Genomic DNA, 24,672 nt, shown 5'->3' with positions numbered 1-24,672 from the left:
GCACTTCAGGCGCGCCCCGGGCTTATGTGCGGTCAGAGAGGAATTAGTCCTGCTCTGCCTTTTCTCTTTTCTCCGGCGCGATTTCTTCGCCAGTCTCCTGATCGACAATCTTCATCGACAGGCGGACCTTGCCGCGGTCATCAAAGCCCAGAAGTTTCACTTTCACTTCCTGGCCTTCCTTCAGGACGTCCGAAGGATGGTTCAGGCGGCGGTTTTCGATCTGGGAAACATGCACCAGGCCGTCGCGTTTGCCGAAGAAGTTCACGAAGGCGCCGAAGTCGACGATCTTCACGACCTTGCCGGTGTAGACCTGGCCCTCTTCCGGCTCTGCCACGATCGAATAGATCATGTCATAGGCCTTCTTGATGGCTTCGCCGTTCGGGCTGGCGATCTTGATCACGCCATCGTCGTTGATGTCGACCTTGGCGCCGGACACTTCAACGATCTCGCGGATCACCTTACCGCCGGAACCGATCACTTCACGGATCTTGTCGGTCGGAATCTGCATGGTCTCGATGCGCGGAGCGTGGACCGAGAATTCGGACGCTTCGGTCAGGGCTTTGCTCATCTCGCCGAGGATGTGGATACGGCCGTCTTTGGCTTGGGCCAGGGCTTTCTCCATGATCTCGGGCGTGATGCCTGCAACCTTGATGTCCATCTGCAGCGAGGTGATGCCGTTTTCGGTACCCGCCACTTTGAAGTCCATGTCGCCCAGGTGGTCTTCGTCACCCAGAATGTCGGACAGGATCGCGTAGGAGCCGTCGTCTTCCAGGATCAGACCCATCGCAACACCGGCGACCGGTGCTTTCAGCGGCACACCCGCATCCATCATCGACAGCGAGCCGCCGCAGACAGAAGCCATCGAGGAGGAGCCGTTGGATTCGGTGATCTCGGAGACCACGCGCACGGTGTAAGGGAAGTCGGTCGGAGCCGGCAGAACCGCCTGCAGCGCACGCCAGGCCAGCTTGCCGTGGCCGATTTCGCGGCGGCCCGGAGACCCGACACGGCCGACTTCACCAACCGAATACGGCGGGAAATTGTAGTGCAGCAGGAAGTTGGATTTGAAGTTGCCATGCAGCGCGTCGATGAACTGCTCGTCATCGCCGGTACCCAGCGTGGTCACAACCAGGCCCTGGGTCTCGCCACGGGTGAACAGGGCAGAACCATGGGTCCGCGGCAGCAGGCCGGTTTCCGAGACGATGTCACGGATCTCGTCGGTCTTGCGGCCGTCGATACGCTTGCCGGTTTTGACAACGTCACCGCGCAGGATGCCGGCTTCCAGCTTCTTCAGCGCGGAACCGAGGTTCGCATCTTCCAGCTGTTCATCGCTCAGCGCTGCCTTGATGGTTTCGCGGGCAGCGGCAACAGCGGCGGTGCGCTCTTGCTTGTCTGCGACAGCGAAGGCCGCGCGCATATCTGCGTCGCCTGCAGCTTTCACGGCTTCATACAGCTCGGAATAGTCCGGCGGAGTGAAGTCGAAGGGCTCGTTTGCGGCTTCTTCGGCCAGCGAGATGATCAGGTCGATCACCGGCTGGATCTGCTCATGCGCAAATTTCACCGCACCCAGCATCTCAGCTTCGGTCAGTTCGTAAGCTTCCGATTCCACCATCATCACGGCGTCTTTGGTGCCGGCAACAACCAGATCCAGACGCTGTTCGGGGTTCAGGCGAAGATCCTGCATGTCGTCGACGGTCGGGTTCAGCACGTATTCGCCGTCCTCGAAACCAACACGGCAGCCTGCGATCGGACCCATGAACGGTGCGCCCGACAGGGTCAGCGCAGCGGAGGCAGCAATCATCGCAACCATGTCCGGGTCATTGACCAGATCGTGGCTCAGCACGGTGCACATCACCAGAACTTCGTTCTTGAAGCCGGGGACGAACAGCGGGCGGATCGGACGGTCGATCAGACGCGCAGTCAGGGTTTCTTTTTCGGTCGGGCGCGCTTCGCGCTTGAAGAAGCCGCCGGGCACCTTGCCCGCAGCATAGTATTTTTCCTGGTAGTGCACGGTCAGCGGGAAGAAGTCCTGGCCAGGCTTCTGCTGACGGGCAAAGGTCACGTTGGCCATGACCGAGGTTTCGCCCAGGGTGGCAATCACGGAGCCATCCGCCTGGCGAGCAACCTTGCCGGTTTCCAGAGTGAGCGTTTCCTCGCCCCACTGCATCGATTTTTTCGAAACGTTAAACATCTAGCGTATCCTAATTGGGAGCACTCCCGGCCCTCCGGGTCTCCCGTTTGCGTGGCGGCTTCATTGCCGCCGGCCCCACCTATCTTTCTTTCGCGTGCCGGGGCCCTGGCACATCGTCTCAGACATGCCCGCCCTTACAGGAGTTTCAGATAAAATGGAAGGGCAAGCGACAGCACGCCGAAGCCCTAGGTGGCGGCGCGCAGTGCAAGAGCTACAGGCAGGCGCTGAACTGCGCCTGCACCGCATCAGTTGGTGGATTCCAGGCCCTCAGGACGGCCTGCGATGGTGAAATGCAGCCCGTCCGGATCAAGGAAATCGGCGGCCAGCCGCTTGACGTCTTCCAGTGTGACGGCGTTTATCCGGTCATTGCGGGTTTTCACGTAGCTGATCGGGAGATCATCCATCTGCATGCCCGCCAGAATCGAAGCAATACGGCTGTTCCCATCGAACCGCAGCGGATAGGCGCCGGTCAGATAAGTCTGAGCATCCTTCAATTCCTGAGCGGTCACCCCGTCCTCTGCCATACGGCGCCATTCTGCGCGGATCACCTCCACAGCCTCAGCCATCTTGCCATTGGCAGAGGCAACCGACCCCATATAAACCGCCGCAAGATCGCGCGGCACGAGATAGGAATACACACCGTAGGTCAGCCCACGTTTTTCCCGGACCTCTGCCATCAGCCGGGTTTCAAAAGAGCCACCACCCAGGATCTGGTTCATCACAAAAGCGGTGAAAAAATCCGGATGCTCCCGCTCGATGCCCTTTTGGCCAAACAGCGCAACTGATTGCGGGGTTTCGAAATCAACGACAGTCACGCCGCCCTCAATCATCACTTCTGCAGGGCCGGGAATCGGCGCACCATTATCCTTTAGCGCGCCCAGAAGGTCGTCCAGCAAATCACCAAGCTCATCAGCTGTGATATCACCGACAGCACTGACATAGAGCCGGTCACGGGCAAACACCGCCTCATATGCGTCAAAAATGTCCTGGCGGCTCAGTGCTGCGACAGTTTCCAATGTGCCCTTGCCATTGCTGCCATAGGGATGATCACCATAGGCCATTCTGGCAAAAGCGAGGCCCGCAATGTCGCTTGGGCTTTTGGCATCAGAGCGAAGCCCCGCCAGCACTTGGGCCCGGACCCGGTCCAAGGCATCCTGATCGAACCGCGGCTCAAAAAGAGTCTGACGCAGCAGTTCAACAACATCGTCGCGGTTTTCCGTCAGGAAGCGGGCGGATATGGAAACCGAATCCCTGTCAGCGTCGTAACTGAACTCAGCCGCAAGGGATTCCAGCGCGCGTGCATACTCTTGCGCAGGCAGATCGCCAGAGCCCTCCTCCAGCAGCCCTGTCATCAGATAGACTCCGCCGCGTTTGCCCGGCGCATCCAGCGAGGTACCGCCGCGGAAGCCCAGCTCCAATGCGGCAAAGGGTATTGAGTGATCCTCTACTAGCCAGGCCGTAATGCCGCCAGGAGAGGTGACTTCCTGGATCTTGATTTCAGCCCAGGCAGGCAGCGCCAGAAGCCATGCGAACAGGGCAGCTGAGATGAACTTCAACAGGGTCATTGGGTCACCTCCTGGCTGCGCGTCATCCATCCCGTCACCGAGGTTTCCGGTCGCAGGACTTCATTTGCGGCGGCGATGATCTCGTCCGCCGTGACCGACTGGAGGATCTTCGGCCAATCCTGCACATCCTGCACCGTCAACCCGATGCTGAGCGCCCGGCCGTAGCGGTTGGCGATGCCATTCACGTTGTCGCGGTCATAAATTTCGGCAGCGCGCAGTTGCAACTTGATCCGTTCCAACTGGGCTTCATCCACGCCTTCCTCCAGGAAACGCGCAATAGTGCTGTCCAAAGCCGCCTCTGCCTGCTCCATGCTGGTGCCTTCGGCAGGCACAATCAGCAGGGTGAACGCTGTATCATCAAGCGTGCTGCCGGAATAGAAGGCACCGGAGTAGACCGCAACCTGCTGGTCGAATTGCAGCGCATTCGCCAGGAAGGACGTATTACCGCCGCCCAGAAGTTCCGCCAGCAGGAACAGTGCTGCAGCTTTCTGCTGATCGCCACTGTCCCGTTCTGGCGCCAGATAGGACCGCTGCACATAAGGCTGTGCCACGCGCGGATCCTCATAGGTCAAGCGGCGCGCAGCTGTCTGCGGCGGCTCCTGACTGCGAAACCGCTCCGGCAGATCCGGATTGGCGGGGATCACCCCATAATACTTCTCGGCCAGTGCCTTGACCTCATCCGGCTGCACATCGCCCGAAACCACCAGAATTGCGTTATTGGGGGCATAGTAAGTCTGGTAGAATGACAGCGCATCTCCCATGTCCAGGCTCTCCATTTCATGGCGCCAGCCGATCACCGGCTGGCCGTACCGGTGGTTCAGGTACTGCACCGCCTGCAGCTGCTCTCGGAACAGCGCCACGGGATCGTTGTCTGTACGCTGATTGCGCTCCTCCAGAATGACCTCGCGCTCGGTGACGATGTCCTCCTCGCTGAGGCGGAGATTGGTCATCCGATCGCTTTCCATCTGCATCATCAGCTCCAGACGGTCAGCCGCGACGCGCTGGAAATAGGCCGTGTAGTCATAGCTGGTGAAAGCGTTGTCCTGGCCGCCATTGGCACGCACTGTCGCCGAAAGCTCTCCCGGGGCCAGCTTGTCGGTCCCCTTGAACAAAAGATGTTCGAGAAAATGCGCAACACCTGATTGGCCCGGCGGCTCGTCTGCAGAGCCTGCACGATACCACACCATCTGCTGTACTACCGGCACGCGGTGATCTTCGACCACCACCACTTCCATACCGTTGCTCAGGGTAAAGGAAGTGACTGTTTGTTCGTCCGCCTGCGCGGGTGAAGACAGGGCTGCGATTACCGCTGCGGCGGCCAATGTGATCCTCTGGATCATCTGGCATCCTCCAAATTCTGCATCCTTGCCTTTGCCCAGGCCGGTGCTGTTACTGCTCTTTTAGCTTATAGCAGCCACAAATGGCTGCGCTTTGCCAGCAGAAAGACTGCTGTCAACCTACGCTGCTGCTGGCGTCTTGCAAGATTAGCTGGCAGAAAAGTGAGGATCAGGACTCTTCTTCAGGCGGGGAAGATGGTGTCGCTGCACCAGCCTTGCGAAATTGTTCGCTGACAGCAAACGGGTCGATGCTCTGTTTCTTGTAGAGCTGTTCGTATCGGTCAACAGGAACAATCTTAATCCGGCCAAGGTTGCGGTTGCGATGCCTGAATTTTGCATCTGCAGCAGACAGATTTTCCCGGATTTCCGGCTCAACACCATACCGGCTAGAGGCGGTGACAAGCGCGGCATCGCCCGACGGGATACCGATTGTCGCAGCCAATGCAGCCGGTTTTCCGCCCAAAGCAACAACCGCCTCGCCCTGTGGGTTCGGGTCGGTCAGGTTGCTGCCGCCAGGCGTCGGTGTCGGCAGGCTGCTGTAGTTTTCCGGTGCGCTTAGCGGATTGGTTGGCAGGACCAGGAACTCATCCGGACCGCTGCCCGGCTTCTGAAGAACACGTAGTCCTTTCTTGGCACAGCCGGACACCGCCAGCGCGCAAGCCAGAACTATCACTCCGAACGGGATCTTCATCGCCCCAAAACTCCTGCCTGTTTCCCAGCGCTTTTAACGCAATTGCCCAGCGAGGTCTACGCAGGCTTTTCGCGGCGCCCGTCATAGAAAATCAAACCGGCTGCGCCGCCAAAGATGAAGACATCCGCAACGTTGAACACAAATGGATTCTGAATACCGCAGCAAGATGTGTTCAGGAAATCCAGCACATATCCGTAGAGCAGCCTGTCTGCGACATTGCCTAAGGCACCGCCGATCACCAAACCGGCCGACAGCTGCATGCCAAAGGATTTGGTCTGCCCGCGCAGAATCCATACTGCCAGGGCAGAACAAATCGCCAGGGTCAGCCCGATCAGGATCCAGCGCGCGCTGTCATCACCTCCGCCGAACAGGCCGAAATTGATGCCTGTATTCTCGCCGTAGCGAAAATTGAGAAACGGCGGCAGCACGTCGATCCGGTGACGCTGGTCCAGCCCCATCCAGTGGATCACCAGGTATTTGCTGGCCTGATCCGCCAGGAAAGAAAGGGCTGCGCCCCAAATCATCCAACGTGCTGCCATTGTTTCGCTCTGCTTAGTGGCGGAAGTGGCGCATGCCGGTAAAGACCATCGCCAGGCCTTTGTCATTGGCGGCCTTAATCACCTCGTCGTCGCGCATCGAACCGCCCGGCTGAATCACACAGGTTCCGCCTGCGGCGGCGGCTTCCAGCAGACCGTCGGCAAAGGGGAAGAAGGCGTCGGATGCCACCGCGCAGCCCTTGGTGAGACTTTCCTCCAGCCCCAGTTCGGCGGCCATGCGGCCTGCCTTGGCAGCTGCCACATTGGCACTGTCCAGACGGCTCATCTGGCCTGCGCCGACGCCAACGGTGGCGTTGTCCTTTACATAGACGATGGCGTTGGATTTCACGTGTTTGGCAACTTTCCAGGCAAACAGCAGGTCCTGCATCTGTGCCTCGGTCGGCGCCGTTTCGGTCACCACCTTCAGGTCGTCCATGCCGACATAGCCGACGTCCTTGTCCTGCACCAGCATGCCACCGGCCACCTGTTTATAGGCCGTGATGGGTTTGCGCGGATCGGGCAGGCCTTCAGTCAGCAACAGGCGCAGGTTTTTCTTGGCCGCAAAGATTTCTTTGGCCTCATCAGAAGCCCCCGGCGCAATCACCACCTCGGTGAAGATCTCGGTGATCTTGGCTGCGGTGTCCGCATCCAGCGGCTGGTTCAGCGCCACAATACCCCCGAATGCCGACGTACGGTCGCAATCGAACGCTTTCTGATAGGCCTCGGCCAAGGTCGCGCCCTTGGCCACACCGCAGGGGTTGGCGTGTTTGATGATCGCCACGGCAGCACTGTCAGACGGATCAAATTCCGCGACCAGCTCATAGGCTGCATCAGTGTCGTTGATGTTGTTGTAGCTCAGTTCCTTGCCCTGCAGCTGCACGGCGGTCGCGACGCCCGGGCGGTTCGAGCCATCTGTGTAGAAAGCCGCTTCCTGGTGGCTGTTCTCGCCATAGCGCAGGGTCTGCTTCAGCTCGCCGGCAAAGGCGCGGCGGCGTGGGGTCTGCTCTTCGATGGCAACAGCCATCCAGTTCGACACTGCGGCGTCATAGGCCGCGGTGCGGGCATAGGCGGTCTGCGACAGGCGCTGGCGGAAGGCATAGGAGGTCTGACCGTCGTTGGCGTCCAGCTCTGCCAGCAGAGCCTCGTAGTCCTGAACGTCGGTCACCACGTTCACAAACAGATGGTTCTTGGAGGCTGCCCGGATCATTGCCGGGCCACCGATGTCGATGTTCTCGATCATCTCGTCATACTCGGCGCCACGCGCCAATGCCGCTTCGAACGGATAGAGGTTCACCACCAGCAGGTCGATGGCGCCAATGCCATGCTCGTCCATTGCGGCAACATGGGTGTCGTTGTCACGCAGCGCCAGCAACCCGCCATGCACCATCGGATGCAAGGTTTTCACTCGGCCGTCCATCATTTCCGGGAAGTCGGTCACCTCCGACACATCCTTGACCGTCAGGCCCGCATCACGCAGCGCCTTGGCGGAGCCGCCGGTCGACAGCAGTTCAACTCCGCGCGCAGCCAGCGCCTTGCCCAGCTCAATCAGGCCGGTCTTATCGGATACGGAAAGCAGCGCACGGCGTACGGGGTGAAGGTCGGTCATGGCAGGGCAGGTCCTTTAAAGGCTCAGTCAAACGTCTCGGGGTCGTCCCGGTTCAGGTCTCGCACGGCAACGGCAGTTTCCTGCGCTTTGCTGAGCGTCCACCGGACGCGGGTGGCATATCCCATTGCCCGCCCGGATAAAACGATCTGCTTTGCCGCACGCGGCTTCAAGCGGGTTTTCTCCAGGAAAACGCTTGGCTCCAGCCGCAGCTGGCAGGCGCCGTCATGGCGGAACACCCAGATTTCCCCGCTCTTAAGCGCCATGGATACTGCTGCGCCGCCCAAGTCAAGGGTTGCGTCCACCTCCGGGTGCAAATGCAGACGGATATCAAAGCTGACACCGCCATGCGGATTGCTGCTGCTGGCCTTGTCAAAACGGGCCTTGGCCGGATCTTCGAGCGCCAGAAGCATATCTTCACCTGCCAGCGCGCGGCCATCAAATGACAAATCAAGGGTTCTGGCATGCGTCAGGCCGAAATGCCCGGCATAGCCATTGTGCCCGCCCTGAAACCGGAAACCATCCGCCAAATCGGAAACATCCAGCAGCACTTCATCCGGTGCTGCAATCAGCTGCTCGTGGCCAGTTGTCTTACTGGGCTCTGACAACCGGGCGCTGGAATGGCCTTCGATACACAGGGTGCTGTGTGACGGCGTCGCCCGCCCGGCGCGGCGCCATTCCACGCCAAAGGATTCGCCCGATCCGCAATTCACAATCAGCGGCCGCCGCCCTGAAGTCAGTTCAAACGCCAGTGTCGAAGCGTGGCCGTTAAAGGATGCTGCGCCCTTGGGCGGGGCCGAGGCGTCTACTATCACCGATGTGCGCCGTGCCGACAGCCGGGCAAAGCCCATTGCCAGCCCGTCTGCGTGGCGCTCTGCCACATGGCTGGCAGCCAGCGCATGATCCAGCCGCCCTTCCAGGCCGCGACCGCCGCCGTGAAACCGTGCCAATCCGCCATCACTGTGACGCAGAGTGCGCAATGTCGGCGCGATTCTTTCAATGGCGGCAAGATGGGCAGGCGGCACCATTCGCCCCGCTTCATTCAGAGCGGCGGCAGCCCAGGTAAGCAGAGTGAACACTTCCAGCAATTCTTCTGGGTTGCGGGTCGGCAGACCGCCCTGCCCGTCGATTTGCGCATCGCATTCCGCAGCCAGCGCCCGGACAGCCGGATCAGCAAGTTCCTCGCGCCCCTGCAAGGCCAGGCCTGCGTAGATCAACCCGCAGAGTGCCTCAAAACGCGGCAGACCTGGGGCTGCCCCTTTCCAGCGCTGCGCCAGATACCAGGTTTGCCGCGCCAGCGAACCATAAAACGCCTCGGTCTCTTCCCTATCCTTGCCGCTCAGCAAAAACAGTGCGTGGTTGATCCAGCGGATTACCCGCCGCCCCGTCAAATCCGGCAGCCAGGCCAGCCCGCTGCTGCGGCCATGCTGTTCAATCCAGCCCCAGACCCATTTCTGCGCCTTTGCTCGAGCTTTGAAATCCCCGACTGCCGCCAAATCGTCGAGCCAGGCAAATCCATGCCGTTCCGCGTCAAAGGCAGCGTCAGGCGGGGCAACTTCCCACAAGCCGGTATCGGGCGATTCGACCAGATAGCCGGCAAACAGCAAATTCCCCGCCACGAGCTGACGCCCACGGGCAAAACTGCCGATGGTGCGCGGCTCTGGCTGCGAAACAAAGCCGGTGGCAGCCGCCTGGCTGCGCGCACGCCAGGCGTAGTAGCGGTTCAGCAGCCGGGTGCCACGGCCGGCCATTCTGTCATAAGTGGACATGCTCTTCTGCCTCGCGCCGGGGATTTACCAGGGCGTTTTGGCAGGAGCATAGCGCGGGGTGCGGCGCAAGTCACCGGCGAATGCCGAAGGCGCCGCGGGGTCACGCCATTTTACGCAGAAGGGCCATGTAGAAACCGTCCATGCCGCCGCGTTCCGGCCAATAGTCCGGACGCAGGCGCAACCCGCCTTCTTCCGTGATCCATTCCGGGTCGACACCCGGCACCAACAGCGCTTCGCGGTCAGCCGCCATCTCCGGGAACATATCAAGCGCCTCTTCAACCTGGCACTCTCCCTCGTCTGGCAGCAGCGAGCAGGTACAGAACATCAGCCGTCCGCCGGGCTTTACCAGCGACCAGGCATGCGACAGCATCTGCGCCTGCAATTCGATCAATTCCCCAAACTCGCTGCCATCTTTGGCCTGCGGAAGATCCGGGTGCCGCCGGATGGTGCCGGTGGCCGAGCAGGGCGCATCCAGCAGTACGGCGTCGTACTGCCCTTGCTGCTCCAATGCGTCGCCAACAATCAGCTCTGCCTCCAGCTTGGTGCGCTCCAGGTTTTCCCTCAGCCGCGTCATGCGGCTTTCCGAGATATCAACTGCAGTCACCCTGGCACCTGCCGCCGCCATCTGCATGGTCTTACCACCCGGTGCTGCGCAAAGCTCCAAAACATGCTCGTCCGGCTGGACGCTCAAAATCCGCGCGGGCAGCGCTGCCGCTGCATCCTGAACCCACCAATCGCCTGCTTCATATCCCGGAAGCGCCGATACCTGGCCGCCACTGGCGATTCTGACCGATCCGGACGGCAGGCTTTCCCCGCCGAGCGCGCTCAGATCTGTCCCGGGCTTGCCGGTGATATCCAGCGGCGCGCCCGCCGCATGAGCTGCTTCGATTCCCAGCATCGCCTCTGCGCCCCAGGCCTGCGCCAGCGGTTTGCGCAGCCAGTTCGGCAAGCGTGGTGTGCGCAGTTTTGCCCATTCTGCGGGGCCGGTTTCAGCCACTTTGCGCAGCACGGCATTGACCATCCCCTTGAGCTGGCCATGGCGTCGATGTTTGGAGACAATCGCCACCACGGCATTCACCACCCCATGCGCGGCGCCGCCAGAACACAGTTCCACCGTGCCCAGCCGAAGTGCGTTCATGACGGTCAGCGGCGGCGTTTTCTTCAGATGCTTTTTCAGTACCCGGTCAGCGCGCTCCAAGCTGCGCAGGGTCTCTGCCGCCAGCCGCTGTGCCCGCGCGCGGTCTTCCGGCGGCAACTTTTCCAATGCGCCTGCAGCATAGCATTCCGCCAGAAGACGCCCCTCTCCCAGGACCTGATCCAGCAGGTAGACCGCGGTGCGGCGGGCGTGATTGGCATCGGACATCTGGCAACTCCTACAGGCGCCGGGTTGTTTGCGCCGGACAGGGGCGTATATCATGGCGCGAGCATAAAGGAACCCGCGATGAGCGACGAGACTTCACCCGAGAAAAAAGACCTGCCGCCTGCTGCCCTGCGGGCCTTGGCCGAAGCCGAAGAACGCCGCAAGGCCGCTGATGCGCAGGAGCCTCGCCCCAGGGAGCTGGGCGGTCGCGACGGCCCCGACCCTGCGCGTTATGGTGACTGGGAGAAAAAGGGTCTCGCCGTCGATTTCTAAGGGGTTCGGCGGGGGCCAGCCCCCGCACCCCCGGAGTATTTCCAGAAAGATGAAAACAGGGCGTTTCACTCTTTCATCTTCCCCAAGTACTTGTGCCCACTGCCCGTCAGACGGCAGTTACGGTGAGAAGCGTGGCCGCGGCGCCGAAGGACCGCTTTTTCTTTTTAGAGCCCCAGAACATCCATCATATCGTACTGCCCTGGCCCTTTGTCCTGGCCCCACAGCGCGGCCTTCAGCGCACCGCGGGCAAAAATGGCGCGGTCTGTGGCCAGGTGGCGCAGCACGATCCGTTCCCCTGCCGCAGCAAACAGCACGTCATGCTCCCCCACGATGTCGCCGCCACGGATAGCGGTGAATCCGATATCGCCCCGCTTGCGGGCGCCGGTGATGCCGTCGCGCCCGGAATCACGCACATCCGCCAGTTTGACGCCGCGCCCCTCGGCGGCAGCTTCGCCCAGCATCAACGCGGTGCCGGAGGGTGCGTCCACCTTGTGGTGATGATGTGCCTCTATCACCTCGATGTCGAAATCCTCATCCAGGGCCGCGGCGACCTTTTTGGTCAGCTGCACCAGAAGGTTCACACCCAGGCTCATGTTGCCCGCACGCACAATGACCGCATGGCGCGACGCCGGTTCCAGCTGGGCAATCTGCGCGTCCGTCATGCCGGTGGTGCCGATTACATGCACCGCGCGGGCCTGGGCCGCGAGTTTGGAAAAGGCCAGCGTTGCTTCAGGCGCAGTGAAGTCGATCACCGCCTGCGCCTTGGAGAATGCCGCCAGTGCATCCGCGGTCACGGTGACACCAACCGGCGTGCCGCCCATGGCGTCCCCAACGTCCTGGCCGACCCAGTCATGGCCCTCACGCTCCACCACTCCGGCCAGCGTGGCCTTGTCGCTTTCCAGCACCGTCTTGATCAGCATCTGCCCCATACGGCCCGATGCGCCGGTAATCACGATCCCTGGTTTGTGAGTCATTGGCCAATTCCCTTGTTCAAGCTGGATTTGTCCTACATCGCCGGGCAGTGCTTGGCAAAGCCTGCGATCCGGCATAGATCGGGAATATGGCTAAGAACAAATTCCACGACGGCCCCGGGCCTTCCCAGCGCCAGCTTCGCGTCGGCGAACTGATCCGCCGTTCATTGTCCGAAGTGCTTGCACGCGGTGATGTGCATGACCCGGACCTGAACCGCATGTCGATCACCGTTGGCGAGGTGCGCACCTCGCCGGATCTGAAAATCGCCACTGCCTTTGTGCTGCCGCTGGGCGGCAAGGGGCAGGAGGATGTGCTGAAGCTGCTGGCCCGCAATAAGAGCGAGCTGCGCCGCATGGTCGGCAAGAAACTGGGGCTGAAGTTCACCCCCGACCTGCGGTTCCGGCTGGACGAAACCTTCGACCAGATGGACGAAACCCGCCGGATGCTGTCCCAGGACGCGGTGCGCCGCGACGTGGAAGAGTGATTCGCCGGGCTGCTTTGCTGCTGGCTGCGCTTTGGGCTGCTCCGGCGGCTTATGCAGTGGAGTGCAGCGATGCGGCCTATGCTGGAAATCGTTACTCGATTTGCGAGGTTGACGCATCCAAGGAGCAGTTGCGGCTGTTCCTGAAAGATGGCGAGGGGCAGGTTTACGGGCATTTTTCCTCTTTGGAAGAGGCGCTGGCCGGGGAAGGCAAGGCACTGGCCTTTGCAACCAATGCCGGCATGTATCACACCAACCGCTCCCCCGTCGGCCTCTATATCGAGGAGGGTGGTCAGGCGATGCGACTGGTAACCAATGCGGGCCCCGGCAATTTCGGCCTGCTGCCCAATGGTGTCTTCTGCATCCGCAAAGGCCGGGCTGATGTGTTTGAAACGCTGGCCTTTCAGGATCTGTCCCCTGTCTGCACCCATGCCACCCAGTCAGGCCCGATGCTGGTGATCGACGGGGAACTGCATCCGCGGTTCCTGCCCGATTCGGACAGTTACTACGTACGCAACGGTGTTGGCACCTCAGCGGACGGCAGCCGTGCGGTCTTTGCCATCTCGCGCAATGCGGTGACCTTTCACCAATTCGGCAGCCTGTTCCGGGACCACCTGAAGCTGCCCAATGCACTCTATTTCGACGGCAATATCTCACGCTTGCACGCGCCGCAGCTGGGGCGCAGCGATGCGGGCTTTATGATGGGACCCGTGGTGGGAGTGGTCGAAGAAGCATCTTCGGACGAATAACCCCCTTTAACCTGCCCGTTTCCGCATCTGCCTTATCATTGACACGGTATAGATCACCAGCGCCGCCCAGATCATCGGGAAAGCAATCATCCGGGCACGACCAAATTCCTCGCCAAACAGCAGCACGGCGGCCAGCATGATCATTGTGGGCGGAATGTACTGCAGGATTCCCATTGTCGACAGCCGCACCAGTTTGGCACCATTGGCATAGAGGATCAGCGGCGCCGCAGAGACCACACCGCAGCCCAGAAGCAGCGCCGTATCGGAGAGAGACGTGCCGAGATTGCTGCTGCCGGTGACAGTAAGATACCCAAAGTAACCCAGCGCAGGCGGCAGTAGAATCAGCACTTCCAGCAGGAAGCCCTGATTGGGACCGATCGGCAGTGACTTTTTGAAGAAGGCATAAAACCCCCAAGTCAGCATCAAACCAACAGCCACCCAGGGCACCCGGCCGGCCTCTAGCGTCAGCACCACCACCGCGGCAGCTGCCAAAGCGACTGCAGCAAGCTGAGCCCTGCTGAGCCTTTCGCCCAGCAGCAGAGCACCAAGCGCAATGCTGAACAGCGGGTTGATGTAGTAACCCAGCGCTGCATCCAGTGCCCGCCCGGCAGCAATCGACCAGACGTAGATCCCCCAGTTGATGGAAATCAGCGCTGCGGTGACGCAGGCCATCCCCAGCATCCGAGGGTTTTTCAGAGCCGCACGCAAATCCTTGGTCCGGCGCAGAATGATCAACAGCGCACCTGCCACCGGCACCGACCAGATCACCCGGTGGATGACAATTTCAGCGGCAGGAATATGCGAAAGCGCCTTTAGGTAAAGCGGCAGGAAACCCCACAGAAGATACGCCGAGATGGCAAACGCCAGCCCGCGGGGGGTGTCCATGTTTCCAGGGGATTGCTGTGTCATGCGGCGCTCCTGTGCATGGCACTGTTATGGCCGGTTTTGCGCGTTTTGGAACTTCGTTTTCTGTGATGTCCGGCATTCAGCAGAGTTATGGGTCACAGCACAGCATTCAAACAGCCGAGTGCGGACAAAAAACGGCTCCGGATACCGGAGCCGCAAGTCAGACTTTGGGGTGCGGATGCGCGTCAGGCTTCCAAGGACCGGCGCAGCATTTCCACGTCTTCGGCGATTTGGCCATCGGTGAGCTTCAGCTCCTCGATCCGTTTGACGCCATGCATCACTGTGGTGTGATCGCGTCCACCGAACCGGCGGCCGATCTCGGGCAGAGAGCGGCTGGTCAGCTGCTTACACAGATACATCGCCACCTGACGAGGCCGCGCATAGGAGCGCAGGCGCTTGGGACCGATGATGTCGGACATCCGGATATTGTAATATTCGGAGACCTTGCGCTGAATCTCCTCGACGGTGATCTTGCGTTCAGAGGCGCGCAGCACGTCGGCCAGACAGTCCTGGGTCAGATCCATGTCGATTTCGCGGCCTACCAGCGAAGCAAAAGCGAACAGCCGGGTCAGCGCACCTTCGAGCACGCGTACGTTGGTCGAGATCCGGTGCGCCAGGAACTCCAGCACGCCATCGGCGATACGCAGGTCCGGATAGGTCTCGCGCTGCTGTTGCACTTTGGTCTGCAAAATACCCAGGCGCAATTCATAATCGGTCGGATGCAGATCCACCACCAAGCCGCACTGAAGGCGGGATTTCACCCGGTCTTCCAGATCCTTGATCTCACCCGGCGCCCGATCGGCAGAGATGATGATCTGCTTGTTCTGATCCACCAGTGCATTGAACGTGTGGAAGAATTCTTCCTGTGTGGAATCCTTGCCGGCAATAAACTGAACATCATCCACCATCAGCACGTCGACCGAGCGGAACAGATGTTTGAAATCCATCATCTTGCGCTCACGCAGGGCCTGCACAAAGCGGTACATGAACTGCTCTGCCGACAGATACAGCACATTCAGCGATGGATTCTTTTCCTTCAGCTCCCAGGCGATGGCATGCATCAGGTGGGTTTTACCCAGACCGACGCCGCCATACAGGACCAGCGGGTTGAAAGTGACAGGACCGCCCTCGCCGACGCGGCGCGCAGCAGCATGAGCCAGCTCGTTCGGCTTGCCGACCACAAAGCTGTCAAAGGTGAACCGCGGATCCAGCGGTGCCGCCTGGAGGGCCTCCAGAGTGTCCTTTCCAGAGGAAGTGGAACCCGCAGAGACTACCGTTGAAGTCATGACGGTCGCATTCCCATCTGCACTGCCAACCGAGCTTTCGGCTGTTGCGGGCTCGACCGGGCGGACCGGGCTGTTCGCCGCCACCCGGAACGCCAGACGCTGCACCTGCTCACCAGACATCGTCAGCTCATGCAGGATGAGATCGGCGAAATTCTGGCTTACATAGTTGCCCATGAAATTTGTCGGCACCTTGAAGACGGCAACCCCGCCATCAACGGCATCAAATTCCAGAGGCTCGATCCAGGTCGTGAAATTGTTCTGGCCGACCGTATTCAACAGCCGGTTTCTGAGCTGTCCCCATTTTTCTTCTGTCATGCTGCGCCTCACGCATCCCCAAAAAGCAGCGGCCCCTTTGCCGGGCCAATTCTATTCTTACCCCCAATCACCCGGGGGGCATTCACGCAAAGGGTTACTGTGTGCGGGCCAGCAGTGGCCGCATTACCCGAAGGCTTGACGTCCGCCAGAAACAGCAAATGAAACCGCATAATGCGGCAGATCCGCCGTTACGAACAGTATCGCACACAATTGAGACAAGGCCGCTGACCATAACTGATACAGCAGTGGTTCCCGGCAAGAAGTGCGCAGTGAATGCGCGCTGTGCCGGGCAACTTGGCAACCTTGATGCCCGTCAAGATCGCCGCAAGCAGCCTGTCCCCCCAGCGAGTGAATCGCTGTAACAGTGGTAGCAATTCGAGGGGGTCAGCGGCAATGAAACTATGATATTGACTCTGACTTTGGCGGCAAAGAATCTCCTGCGCCCATCGAGTCCGGACAAGGGTTTTCCAAAAAAACAAGGCGCTGCAATCTGCAGCGCCCTGACAACTTTTCAACAGCCCGTGAGGCTGCTCAGCGGAGCGAATCTCAGGCCAGCGCCTTCACGCGTGCAGACAGGCGGGAGATTTTCCGGGAAGCGGTGTTTTTGTGATACACACCTTTGGTGACGCCGCGCATCAGTTCAGGCTGAGCAGCGCGCAGAGCTGCGGTTGCAGCTTCTTTGTCGCCGGAAGCGATCGCTTCTTCAACTTTACGCAGGTAGGTGCGGATGCGCGAACGACGGGCTTTGTTGACAGCAAAGCGCTTTTCGTTCTGACGTGCGCGCTTCTTGGCCTGGGGCGAATTTGCCATGGTATGTGACCTTATCTCGGGTTCTGTTTCGATCGGACGCAATGCCATCCAGCCCCGGGTCAATTCACCGGTGTGATTCTAGCCTGAGCGGGCTGCACGCGCATGTATGGGGCGGCGTTTATCCAACTCCGCAGGGAATTGCAAGGCCGCCGACCCCGGCAGCATAAACGGCGCACCACAAGGCCCGCCGTTTTGAAATCTGTTTCCGGCGCTTACTTGTCCCGGAATTGCGCTTCGCGCTTTTCAAGGAAAGCCGCCATGCCTTCCTTTTGATCTTCGGTCGCAAACATTGAATGGAAGACCCGGCGCTCAAACAGAAGACCTTCGCTCAGCGGCAACTCATAGGAACGGTTCACCGACTCTTTGACCGCCATCGCCGTCAGCAGCGATTTCTCAGCGATTTTCTGCGCCGCTGCGGTGGCTTCTTCGATCAGCTTCTTGGCCGGCACGACACGCGACACCAGGCCTGCACGCTCAGCTTCCTCAGCATTCATAAAGCGGCCGGTCAGGTTCATGTCCATCGATTTGGACTTGCCCACAAAGCGGGTCAGGCGCTGGGTGCCGCCAATGCCTGCGACAACGCCCAGGTTGATTTCCGGTTGACCGAACTTGGCAGTCTCAGCCGCGATGATGAAATCGCACAGCATCGCCAGCTCGCAACCGCCGCCCAGCGCATAACCAGCAACGGCTGCAATCACCGGCTTGCGGATTGCCGAGATCCGGTCATTAGCATCGGCGAACAGATTGGTGGAAAACACCTCGGTAAAGCTCATCTCCGACATCTCCTTGATGTCGGCACCGGCGGCAAAGGCCTTCTCCGAGCCTGTCAAAACGATGCAGCGCACCTTGTCGCTTGCATCAGCTTCCTCAAGAGCATCGCAGAGCTCGCCAATGAGCTCCTTGTTGAGCGCGTTCATCGCCTCTGGGCGGTTCAGCTTGATAAGGCAAACGTGGTCCTGCACATCGACGGTGATCGTCTCGTAGGCCATGGTTTCTCTTTCGGTTGTTCCGTTCAGCCTAAAGTCCTTACCAAAAGGGTTCCCCTGATCAAGCTATCTTTGGCACTTTACACAGTAGAAGGTAGAGCGTCCGGACTGGGTGATTCTGGCAATTGACCCCGCGCAACCCTCGCGCCTGCACGGTTCGCCTTCGCGCCCGTAAGCATCAAACGAGTGCTGGAAATATCCAAGTTCACCAGAGGCTTGCCTGAAATCTTTTAGTGACGAACCGCCTGCGCGGATGGCGTCGTGCAGCACTTGTCGGATGATAGGAACCAGCGCCGCAACCCGATGCGCTGATATCTGCCCAGCCTTTCGGCGTGGCGAAATTCCCGCACGGAACAGCGCCTCACAAACGTAGATGTTACCAAGGCCTGCGATGATTCCCTGATCCAGCAATGCGGATTTCACCGGCGTGTTGCGCCCCCTGAAAGCCCCAAGCAGGTGATCCTCGTGGAAATCATTGCCCAAAGGTTCCGGCCCCAGTACCGACAATAGCTTGTGGGAGTCTGCCGTCGCCGTCTCCAGCAGATCCATCGCCCCGAACCGGCGCGGATCATTGAAGGTGATGCGGGCGCCATTGTCCATGTCCAGCACCACATGGTCGTGCTTTTCCGTCTGTGGGTGCTCATGCACAAACTGCCCCAGCGGGTCGCCGGACACAGTCATCCGCCCGGACATGCCCAGATGGATCAACAGCGTCTCTTGCGTATCCAGATCCGCCAGAATGTATTTCGAGCGCCGTCGCAGACTGTTCACCCGCGCGCCGGTCAGACGTTCCGCCATTCGCTCCGGGAACGGCCAGCGCAGATCCGGTCTGTTTACCTGCGCATGTGCAATAACTGCTCCCTCCATCGCAGGCGTCAAACCGCGTTTCACCGTCTCGACCTCGGGCAATTCTGGCATTACACCCCTCCTGAACCAATGGGCCGCATTGTGCCTGCCCCACAGCGCCTTATAACAAGGGCGGAAATCAGCAAACGGCAAGCCTTATGAGCGATACGAGCGATAACACCACTCACTTCGGATTCGAAACCGTCCGCGAGGAGGAAAAGGCAGGCCGCGTGCAGGGGGTCTTCAATTCGGTCGCCTCAAAATACGACATCATGAACGATGTGATGAGCGTCGGCATCCACCGGGTCTGGAAAGACGCGATGATGGACTGGCTGGCACCGCGCCCCGGGCAGCGTCTCTTGGATGTGGCCGGCGGCACCGGTGACATTTCCTTCCGCTTCCTGAAACGGGCGGGCCACGGTCACTCCACCGTGTTCGACCTCACCCGCCCGATGCTGGAAGAGGGCCGCAAACGCGCCGACGCCGAGCAGATGGCAGACAGTCTCGACTGGGTGACCGGCGACGCAATGAAGCTGCCGTTCAAGGACAACACATTTGACGTCTACACCATCTCTTTCGGCATCCGGAACGTGACCCGTCCACAGGAGGCCCTGAACGAAGCCTACCGGGTGCTGCGTCCCGGCGGGCGGCTGATGGTGCTGGAATTCTCGCAGCTGCCAAACGACGGGCTGCAAAAACTCTATGATCTGTACTCCTTCAATGTGATCCCCCGGATGGGGCAGATGATTGCCGGGGACTACGACAGCTATCAGTATCTGGTGGAATCGATCCGCAACTTCCCGGATCAGGAAACCTTCCTGGGCATGGTGAAACAGGCGGGGTTCGAAAACGCCAAATACCGCAACCTGTCGATGGGCATCGCTGCCCTGCATTCCGGCTGGAAGATCTGAGCCATGCGCGGTCCCCATAACATCCTGCGCCTGATCCGCACAGGCGCCACATTCGAGCGCACTGGCGCCATGCATTCGGTGCTGGAGGCGTTTGAGGCGCCCAAACCGCTGCGCATCCTGGCCCGCACCCTGGGCTGGCCCTTTAAATGGCTGGGATACAAGGGCGACCCTGCCATGCCACCTGAGACCCGGGCGCTGAATGCGCTTGGACCGGCCTATATCAAGTTCGGCCAGGTACTCTCGACCCGGCCCGACGTGGTGGGCAAGGATCTGGCCAACCAGCTGCGGGTGCTGCAGGACAAGCTGCCACCGTTTTCCCGCGCCGAGGCGCTGGTCGAGGTGGAAAAGGAACTTGGGCGTCCCGCCTCAGAAGTCTTTTCGGATTTCAGCGACCCCGTGGCTGCTGCCTCCATCGCCCAGGTGCACCGCGCGACACTGGCTGACACCGGCGAGGAAGTCGCCGTCAAAGTGCTGCGGCCGGGCATCGAACGCGCCTTTAACAAGGATGTGGATGCCTTCTATTTTGCGGCTCGTATTGTTGACCTGTTCGCCCCCAGCGCCCGCCGCCTGAAGCCGATGGATGTCATCGAACATTTCGACGGCGTGGTGCAGGGCGAGCTGGATCTGCGGTTGGAAAGCGCCGCGGCATCTGAATTCGCCGCCAATACCACCGATGACGAAGGCTTTCAGCTGCCGCGGATCCGCTGGGGGTATTCAGCCCGGCGGGTTATGACCATGGACTGGGCCGATGGCATTCCGCTGGGCGACAACGGCGCGTTGGATGCGGCAGGCCATGACCGCAAGATCCTGGCCAATCGGGTGTTGTCACTGTTCCTGCGTCATGCGCTGCGTGACGGCTTTTTCCATGCTGACATGCATCAGGGCAACCTCAAGGTCGCATCCAATGGCGATATCATCGCCTATGATTTTGGCATCATGGGTCATATTGATGAATATACCCGCCGGGTCTATGCCGAGATTCTTTATGGCTTCATCAAACGCGACTACAAACGCGTGGCCGAGGTGCATTTCGAGGCAGGCTATGTGCCCCCCGACCGTGACGTGGATGAGTTCGCCCGCGCACTGCGTGCAGTGGGTGAGCCGATCTTCGGCATGGATGCGTCAAACATCTCCATGGGCCGCCTGCTGAATTATCTGTTTGAGGTCACGGAACGCTTCGGCATGGAAACCCGCACTGAGCTGATCCTGCTGCAGCGCACCATGGTGGTGGTCGAGGGCGTCGCCCGCTCGCTGGATCCGCACATCAATATCTGGGAAGCCGCGCAGCCCGTGGTCGAAGATTACATCAAGAAATCCATTGGCCCGCGCGCCGTGGTTTCAGACCTTTTGGACACCGCCAAGGTCATGTCCCGTTTCGGGCCCCGCCTGCCGGCGCTGGTGGAACAGGCACTGATTGCTCAGGCCACACAGCATAACCTGCGACCACGCAGCAAGTATAGCTGGGTTGCGCCTGCGCTGCTGGGGGCTCTCGTCGCCACTGGCGTCTGCATTCTCATTGCTCTGCTAAGCTGACGCGGCGACATCCAGCAGGAGCAGCCGACCCAAATTGCGAGCGCGGATGGGCTCCGCCAGGCCACCGCAACCGGGGGCCACTTCGACGTCCCTTGGGAATCCAAATTGCAAAAATAGAATACAACTTGCACGCAGCATACACGTTGACCGAAAATTAAAACCCACGCATGATGGCCGTGGACGCATGCCGACTGCTCAATCGGGAGTAAACTTCTGAAATCGCAAGATCATTCCGGTTGCCACCTAAAGTTTTTTTTGAATGTCATGACTGGAACTCTGGCTTTATCCGCCAACGCAACTACGGAACCAGATGATGAACAACCCGCGAAAAGTCCTGCTCGTCGAAAATGATGAATTCACCCGGTACATGATGCGCGAGATCATCATGGCGCTTGGTGTGGAAGTAACCATCGCCGAAAACGGGCAGATCGGTATCGACATGCTCAGAAGCGCTCCGAACGAATATGGGCTGGTGCTGATGGATCTCCACATGCCGCGGGTCTCCGGAATAGAGGCGACACGTCAGATCCGCGAAGCGCCGATGGATCCGCCCAGCGGTTTGCCTATTTTCGCTGTGACCGCGGATGTCGCCTATCACGACGATGCTATCATCAAGGGGCTGGGCATGGATGGGTTCATCCCCAAGCCTGTAACTCCGGGCCGCCTTCTTCAGCTGATCGACACATTCTGTGCCGCCGCGTAGAGCTCAGGCATCCCGTAGAAGTGCGCCGGATGTCCGCAGCAAAGGGGGCTGAAATCCGGTGCAGTCCAGCCCCCTCGCCAATCTCTGCAAGCCTACGACGAACCCGGCGCCTGTCGGCGTCAAATGCGTTCAATTGCCAGCGCAATACCCTGGCCGCCGCCAATACACATGGTGATCAAACCATTGGCACCCCCAATACGTTCCAGTTCATACAGCGTTTTCAGGGTAATAATGGCTCCGGTCGCCCCGACCGGATGGCCGAGCGCAATGGCGCCGCCATTGGGATTCACAAGGGCTGAGTCCAGGCCAAGCTCTTTGTTCACGGCCAAAGCTTGCGCGGCAAACGCCTCATTCGATTCGATAACATCGAAATCGTCAGCGGAAAGCCCGGTTTTCTCCATTAGGTTCCGCACCGCAGGCACCGGTCCGATACCCATCACTTCAGGCCGCACACCAGCATGGGCATAGCCCAGAATCCGCGCCTTTGGCTTCAGCCCGGCCTTCTGCGCGGCAGATGCAGTAGCCAGCACCAGCGCCGCAGCGCCATCGTTAAGTCCACTGGCATTTCCCGCAGTTACCCGGCCCTCTTTCTGGAACACGGCCTTTAGCCCGGCCAGTTTTTCCAGCGAAGTGTCCTGGGGATGCTCATCCATGTCAAAGGGCACCAGATCGCGCTTTACCTTCACCGAAACCGGCGTGATCTGGGATTTGAAATGCCCTGCTTCGATCGCCGCCGCCGCGCGGGTCTGGCTGGCCAAGGCAAATTCATCCATCTGTGTGCGGGTGATGCCATGTTCATCCGCAACAATCTCTGCCGTGACGCCCATATGGCCGGTACCAAACGGGCAGTGGAGCGCGCCCAGCATCATGTCGAGCGACCTCACATCACCCATTTTGGCCCCCCAGCGGCTTTGCTGGATGATGTAGGGGCTGCGCGACATATTCTCGGCGCCGCCAGCCAGCGCAAACTCCGCATCCCCCATGGCAAGCGACTGAAAGGCAGAGACAATCGCCTGCACACCAGAGCCGCACAGCCGGTTCACGTTCATCGCTGGAACCGCATCCGGGATACCCGCTTGCATCGCCGCCACGCGGCTCAGGTACATGTCGCGGGGTTCGGTGTTGATGATGTGGCCGAACACCACATGGCCGATCTGTCCGCCCTCGACACCAGAACGTTCCAGCGCCGCCTTGGATACGATGGTTGCCAGGTCGATCGGCGCGGTGCCTGCAAGGGCGCCGCCAAATGTGCCGATGGCGGTACGCGCGCCGTCCAGGATCACGATGTCAGTCATTGGCTCTTTCCTCCTCAGGTCCGGGATTACTATGCACCCGCAGCATGGGCCTGTCTGCCCGGACGTGCCGTCACTGCAACCCGGCGCCATTGTTCATGTCACCGCCGCCCCCCGGCGCACCGTAGCGGCGCATCATCCCCAGTCCTGAACATTTGACAAATCCGCCTCGGGGGCGCAGAGAATCCGTCATGACGGAAAACACAGACGATATCCTGACCCTCTTGCCCGCCCGCCTGAAAGAGGCGCGCCGCGCGCAGGGTTTAAGCCTGGAAGCGGTTGCCAACCTATCGGGTGTCAGCCGCTCGATGGTGAGCCAGATCGAGCGCGGCGAAAGCTCTCCCACCATTGCGACGCTGTGGAATCTCACACGCGCGCTGCAGGTGGATTTTGCGGGCCTTCTGGAAGCAGGCGACTTGCAGGATCGAATCGAGATCTTGCGCGCGGCAGATGTGCCCAAAATCGAGAATATGGGCCAGGGCTGCCGCATCCGCATCCTGTCACCGCCGGAAGAGGCCGGCGGCCATGAGGTCTATGACATCCGGTTTGACAAGGGCGGCGCCCTGATCAGCCAGCCCCACACCCGTGGCACCCTGGAGCAGTTGACAGTGCTTGAAGGGGAAATCGCAGTCAGTTCCGGCAACGCCAAGGACCAGCTTCAGGCTGGCGACACGGCGCGTTATGCCGCCGATGTATCGCATGCAATCACCGCGCCCGGTGGGCCAGCCCGCGTGTTTCTGATTGTGAAGAATGCCTGAGCCGACCCGGCGGTAAGCCCCAATGAACTTCTGACTTTAACCCCTGTCCGGTTCATCAAACCCCCATCAAAAAAGGTGCATTCACCAGGGTCGGCGGCTTACTGCCGCAACTTGACAGATATTCCCCTTGAAAGACTCAGCTCCACGGCCCATATGTGAACCGCTAACGTTATTCTTGTCGATCCACTGTCTCCCGTTTTTGCGGCGTTTTCAGTCTCTCGATCCAGACCGACTACGCCAGGCTGCCGCACTTACGCGGGCAGCGAACATTAGGAGACTACGGATATGGCCACCGGCACCGTAAAATGGTTCAACACCACCAAAGGCTTCGGCTTCATCGCACCCGACGGCGGCAGCAAAGATGTGTTTGTGCACATCTCCGCTGTTGAGCGTTCCGGCTTGACCGGCCTGGCGGACAACCAGAAAGTCACTTTCGACATCGAAGCAGGCCGTGACGGCCGCGAGTCAGCAGTGAACCTGTCGCTGGACTAAGCTTTCTCGCTTAGCTGACTTTGGACGCGGTCCCCGAAAGGGGGCCGCGTTTTCTTTTGGATCTCACTTCTAGCTCTGCCCCCAAGACCTGGGCTCCCCCAATACGGCCCTTTCGCCCTGTGCTTTGAAAACACTCCGTCGATACCTATGCACCTGGCCATTGCACATCCTCTCTGTTGCCGGGGCAAATTTGACGGTTCAGAGGATTGCTGCCGCAACGTCCGGTTTCACGGATTTTTTTCCGTAATGATGAAATCCTGTATTTGGGAAGTACATCCGTTATGATAGATGTGCGACTCGAGACACCAAG

At 60.0% G+C, this 24,672-nt stretch carries 23 protein-coding genes; 8 read left to right on the top strand and 15 right to left on the bottom strand.

Translation table 11 applies throughout. The features are described from left to right. Nucleotides 1-43: 43 nt before the first annotated feature. From pnp to ACP151_RS04640, 8 genes are all read right to left on the bottom strand, one after another. Nucleotides 44-2,188: a polyribonucleotide nucleotidyltransferase gene (gene pnp, locus ACP151_RS04675; RefSeq protein ID WP_424977698.1), complete on the bottom strand. Its 2,145-nt coding sequence runs from the start codon at nucleotides 2,186-2,188 to the stop codon at nucleotides 44-46. A gap of 245 nt (nucleotides 2,189-2,433) precedes the next feature. Continuing rightward, a complete protein-coding gene (locus ACP151_RS04670) occupies nucleotides 2,434-3,753 on the bottom strand; it encodes a M16 family metallopeptidase (protein WP_424977697.1) in 1,320 nt (439 codons plus the stop codon). Continuing rightward, nucleotides 3,750-5,093, bottom strand: a complete 1,344-nt coding sequence (locus ACP151_RS04665) for a M16 family metallopeptidase (protein WP_424977696.1) — start codon at nucleotides 5,091-5,093, stop codon at nucleotides 3,750-3,752. The genes ACP151_RS04670 and ACP151_RS04665 overlap by 4 nt, the downstream gene beginning before the upstream one ends. A 166-nt stretch (nucleotides 5,094-5,259) precedes the next feature. After that, the gene (locus ACP151_RS04660; RefSeq protein WP_424977695.1) at nucleotides 5,260-5,781 is read right to left on the bottom strand and encodes a DUF3035 domain-containing protein; all 522 of its coding nucleotides are present in this window, start codon (nucleotides 5,779-5,781) and stop codon (nucleotides 5,260-5,262) included. A gap of 56 nt (nucleotides 5,782-5,837) precedes the next feature. Continuing rightward, nucleotides 5,838-6,320, bottom strand: a complete 483-nt coding sequence (lspA, locus tag ACP151_RS04655) for a signal peptidase II (RefSeq protein WP_424977694.1) — start codon at nucleotides 6,318-6,320, stop codon at nucleotides 5,838-5,840. A 13-nt stretch (nucleotides 6,321-6,333) separates the two neighbouring features. Next, nucleotides 6,334-7,923: a bifunctional phosphoribosylaminoimidazolecarboxamide formyltransferase/IMP cyclohydrolase gene (purH, locus tag ACP151_RS04650; RefSeq protein WP_424977693.1), complete on the bottom strand. Its 1,590-nt coding sequence runs from the start codon at nucleotides 7,921-7,923 to the stop codon at nucleotides 6,334-6,336. Between the two features lie 23 nt (nucleotides 7,924-7,946). After that, nucleotides 7,947-9,689 carry a heparinase II/III family protein gene (locus ACP151_RS04645; protein WP_424977692.1) on the bottom strand — a complete coding sequence of 581 codons (1,743 nt, stop codon included), beginning with the start codon at nucleotides 9,687-9,689 and terminating at the stop codon, nucleotides 7,947-7,949. Between the two features lie 100 nt (nucleotides 9,690-9,789). Continuing rightward, nucleotides 9,790-11,052, bottom strand: coding sequence for an RsmB/NOP family class I SAM-dependent RNA methyltransferase (locus ACP151_RS04640; protein WP_424977691.1), 1,263 nt, complete (start codon nucleotides 11,050-11,052; stop codon nucleotides 9,790-9,792). 78 nt (nucleotides 11,053-11,130) lie between these two features. On the opposite strand from ACP151_RS04640, the gene ACP151_RS04635 reads away from it, so the two are divergent. Continuing rightward, nucleotides 11,131-11,322 (top strand): DUF1674 domain-containing protein, encoded by a 192-nt coding sequence (locus tag ACP151_RS04635; protein ID WP_424977690.1) that lies wholly within the window; start codon nucleotides 11,131-11,133, stop codon nucleotides 11,320-11,322. Between the two features lie 164 nt (nucleotides 11,323-11,486). On the opposite strand, the gene dapB is transcribed toward ACP151_RS04635, so the two are convergent. Further along, nucleotides 11,487-12,296: a 4-hydroxy-tetrahydrodipicolinate reductase gene (gene dapB / locus ACP151_RS04630; protein WP_424977689.1), complete on the bottom strand. Its 810-nt coding sequence runs from the start codon at nucleotides 12,294-12,296 to the stop codon at nucleotides 11,487-11,489. 86 nt (nucleotides 12,297-12,382) lie between these two features. On the opposite strand from dapB, the gene rbfA reads away from it, so the two are divergent. Both rbfA and ACP151_RS04620 read left to right on the top strand, forming a co-directional pair. Then, the gene (rbfA, locus tag ACP151_RS04625; protein WP_019295139.1) at nucleotides 12,383-12,778 is read left to right on the top strand and encodes a 30S ribosome-binding factor RbfA; all 396 of its coding nucleotides are present in this window, start codon (nucleotides 12,383-12,385) and stop codon (nucleotides 12,776-12,778) included. Beyond that, entirely contained in the window at nucleotides 12,775-13,524 is a 750-nt protein-coding gene (locus tag ACP151_RS04620) for a phosphodiester glycosidase family protein (protein ID WP_424977688.1), read from the top strand. Before rbfA ends, ACP151_RS04620 begins: the two co-directional genes overlap by 4 nt. Nucleotides 13,525-13,530: 6 nt before the next feature. Here the strand turns inward: ACP151_RS04620 and rarD are convergent, their stop codons facing one another. The 5 genes from rarD to mutM form a co-directional block, all read right to left on the bottom strand. Beyond that, nucleotides 13,531-14,433: an EamA family transporter RarD gene (rarD, locus tag ACP151_RS04615; RefSeq protein WP_424977687.1), complete on the bottom strand. Its 903-nt coding sequence runs from the start codon at nucleotides 14,431-14,433 to the stop codon at nucleotides 13,531-13,533. A 182-nt stretch (nucleotides 14,434-14,615) separates the two neighbouring features. Beyond that, nucleotides 14,616-16,031: a chromosomal replication initiator protein DnaA gene (gene dnaA, locus ACP151_RS04610; RefSeq protein ID WP_424977686.1), complete on the bottom strand. Its 1,416-nt coding sequence runs from the start codon at nucleotides 16,029-16,031 to the stop codon at nucleotides 14,616-14,618. A 546-nt stretch (nucleotides 16,032-16,577) separates the two neighbouring features. Then, a complete protein-coding gene (gene rpsT, locus ACP151_RS04605; protein WP_027257159.1) occupies nucleotides 16,578-16,841 on the bottom strand; it encodes a 30S ribosomal protein S20 in 264 nt (87 codons plus the stop codon). 212 nt (nucleotides 16,842-17,053) lie between these two features. Next, nucleotides 17,054-17,830 carry an enoyl-CoA hydratase gene (locus ACP151_RS04600; protein ID WP_424977685.1) on the bottom strand — a complete coding sequence of 259 codons (777 nt, stop codon included), beginning with the start codon at nucleotides 17,828-17,830 and terminating at the stop codon, nucleotides 17,054-17,056. Nucleotides 17,831-17,893: 63 nt separating this feature from the next. Beyond that, nucleotides 17,894-18,745 carry a bifunctional DNA-formamidopyrimidine glycosylase/DNA-(apurinic or apyrimidinic site) lyase gene (gene mutM, locus ACP151_RS04595; protein ID WP_424977684.1) on the bottom strand — a complete coding sequence of 284 codons (852 nt, stop codon included), beginning with the start codon at nucleotides 18,743-18,745 and terminating at the stop codon, nucleotides 17,894-17,896. 86 nt (nucleotides 18,746-18,831) lie between these two features. On the opposite strand from mutM, the gene ubiE reads away from it, so the two are divergent. The 3 genes from ubiE (at nucleotide 18,832) to ACP151_RS04580 (ending at nucleotide 21,820) form a co-directional block, all read left to right on the top strand. Further along, the gene (gene ubiE / locus ACP151_RS04590; RefSeq protein WP_424977683.1) at nucleotides 18,832-19,584 is read left to right on the top strand and encodes a bifunctional demethylmenaquinone methyltransferase/2-methoxy-6-polyprenyl-1,4-benzoquinol methylase UbiE; all 753 of its coding nucleotides are present in this window, start codon (nucleotides 18,832-18,834) and stop codon (nucleotides 19,582-19,584) included. A 3-nt stretch (nucleotides 19,585-19,587) separates the two neighbouring features. Beyond that, nucleotides 19,588-21,117, top strand: a complete 1,530-nt coding sequence (gene ubiB, locus ACP151_RS04585) for a 2-polyprenylphenol 6-hydroxylase (RefSeq protein ID WP_424977682.1) — start codon at nucleotides 19,588-19,590, stop codon at nucleotides 21,115-21,117. Between the two features lie 313 nt (nucleotides 21,118-21,430). Next, entirely contained in the window at nucleotides 21,431-21,820 is a 390-nt protein-coding gene (locus tag ACP151_RS04580; protein ID WP_424977681.1) for a response regulator, read from the top strand. Nucleotides 21,821-21,939: 119 nt separating this feature from the next. Here the strand turns inward: ACP151_RS04580 and ACP151_RS04575 are convergent, their stop codons facing one another. Next, nucleotides 21,940-23,115, bottom strand: coding sequence for an acetyl-CoA C-acyltransferase family protein (locus ACP151_RS04575; RefSeq protein WP_424977680.1), 1,176 nt, complete (start codon nucleotides 23,113-23,115; stop codon nucleotides 21,940-21,942). A gap of 188 nt (nucleotides 23,116-23,303) precedes the next feature. Between ACP151_RS04575 and ACP151_RS04570 the strand changes: the two genes are divergently transcribed. Further along, on the top strand, nucleotides 23,304-23,870 hold the full coding sequence (locus ACP151_RS04570) for a helix-turn-helix domain-containing protein (RefSeq protein WP_424977679.1): 567 nt from the start codon (nucleotides 23,304-23,306) through the stop codon (nucleotides 23,868-23,870). 285 nt (nucleotides 23,871-24,155) lie between these two features. Beyond that, nucleotides 24,156-24,362: a cold-shock protein gene (locus ACP151_RS04565; protein WP_424977678.1), complete on the top strand. Its 207-nt coding sequence runs from the start codon at nucleotides 24,156-24,158 to the stop codon at nucleotides 24,360-24,362. Nucleotides 24,363-24,672 lie beyond the last annotated feature (310 nt).

The sequence above is a fragment of the Leisingera sp. S232 genome (assembly GCF_049800895.1).
Lineage (GTDB): Bacteria > Pseudomonadota > Alphaproteobacteria > Rhodobacterales > Rhodobacteraceae > Leisingera.
This window is presented reverse-complemented; position numbering and strand designations above follow the sequence as displayed.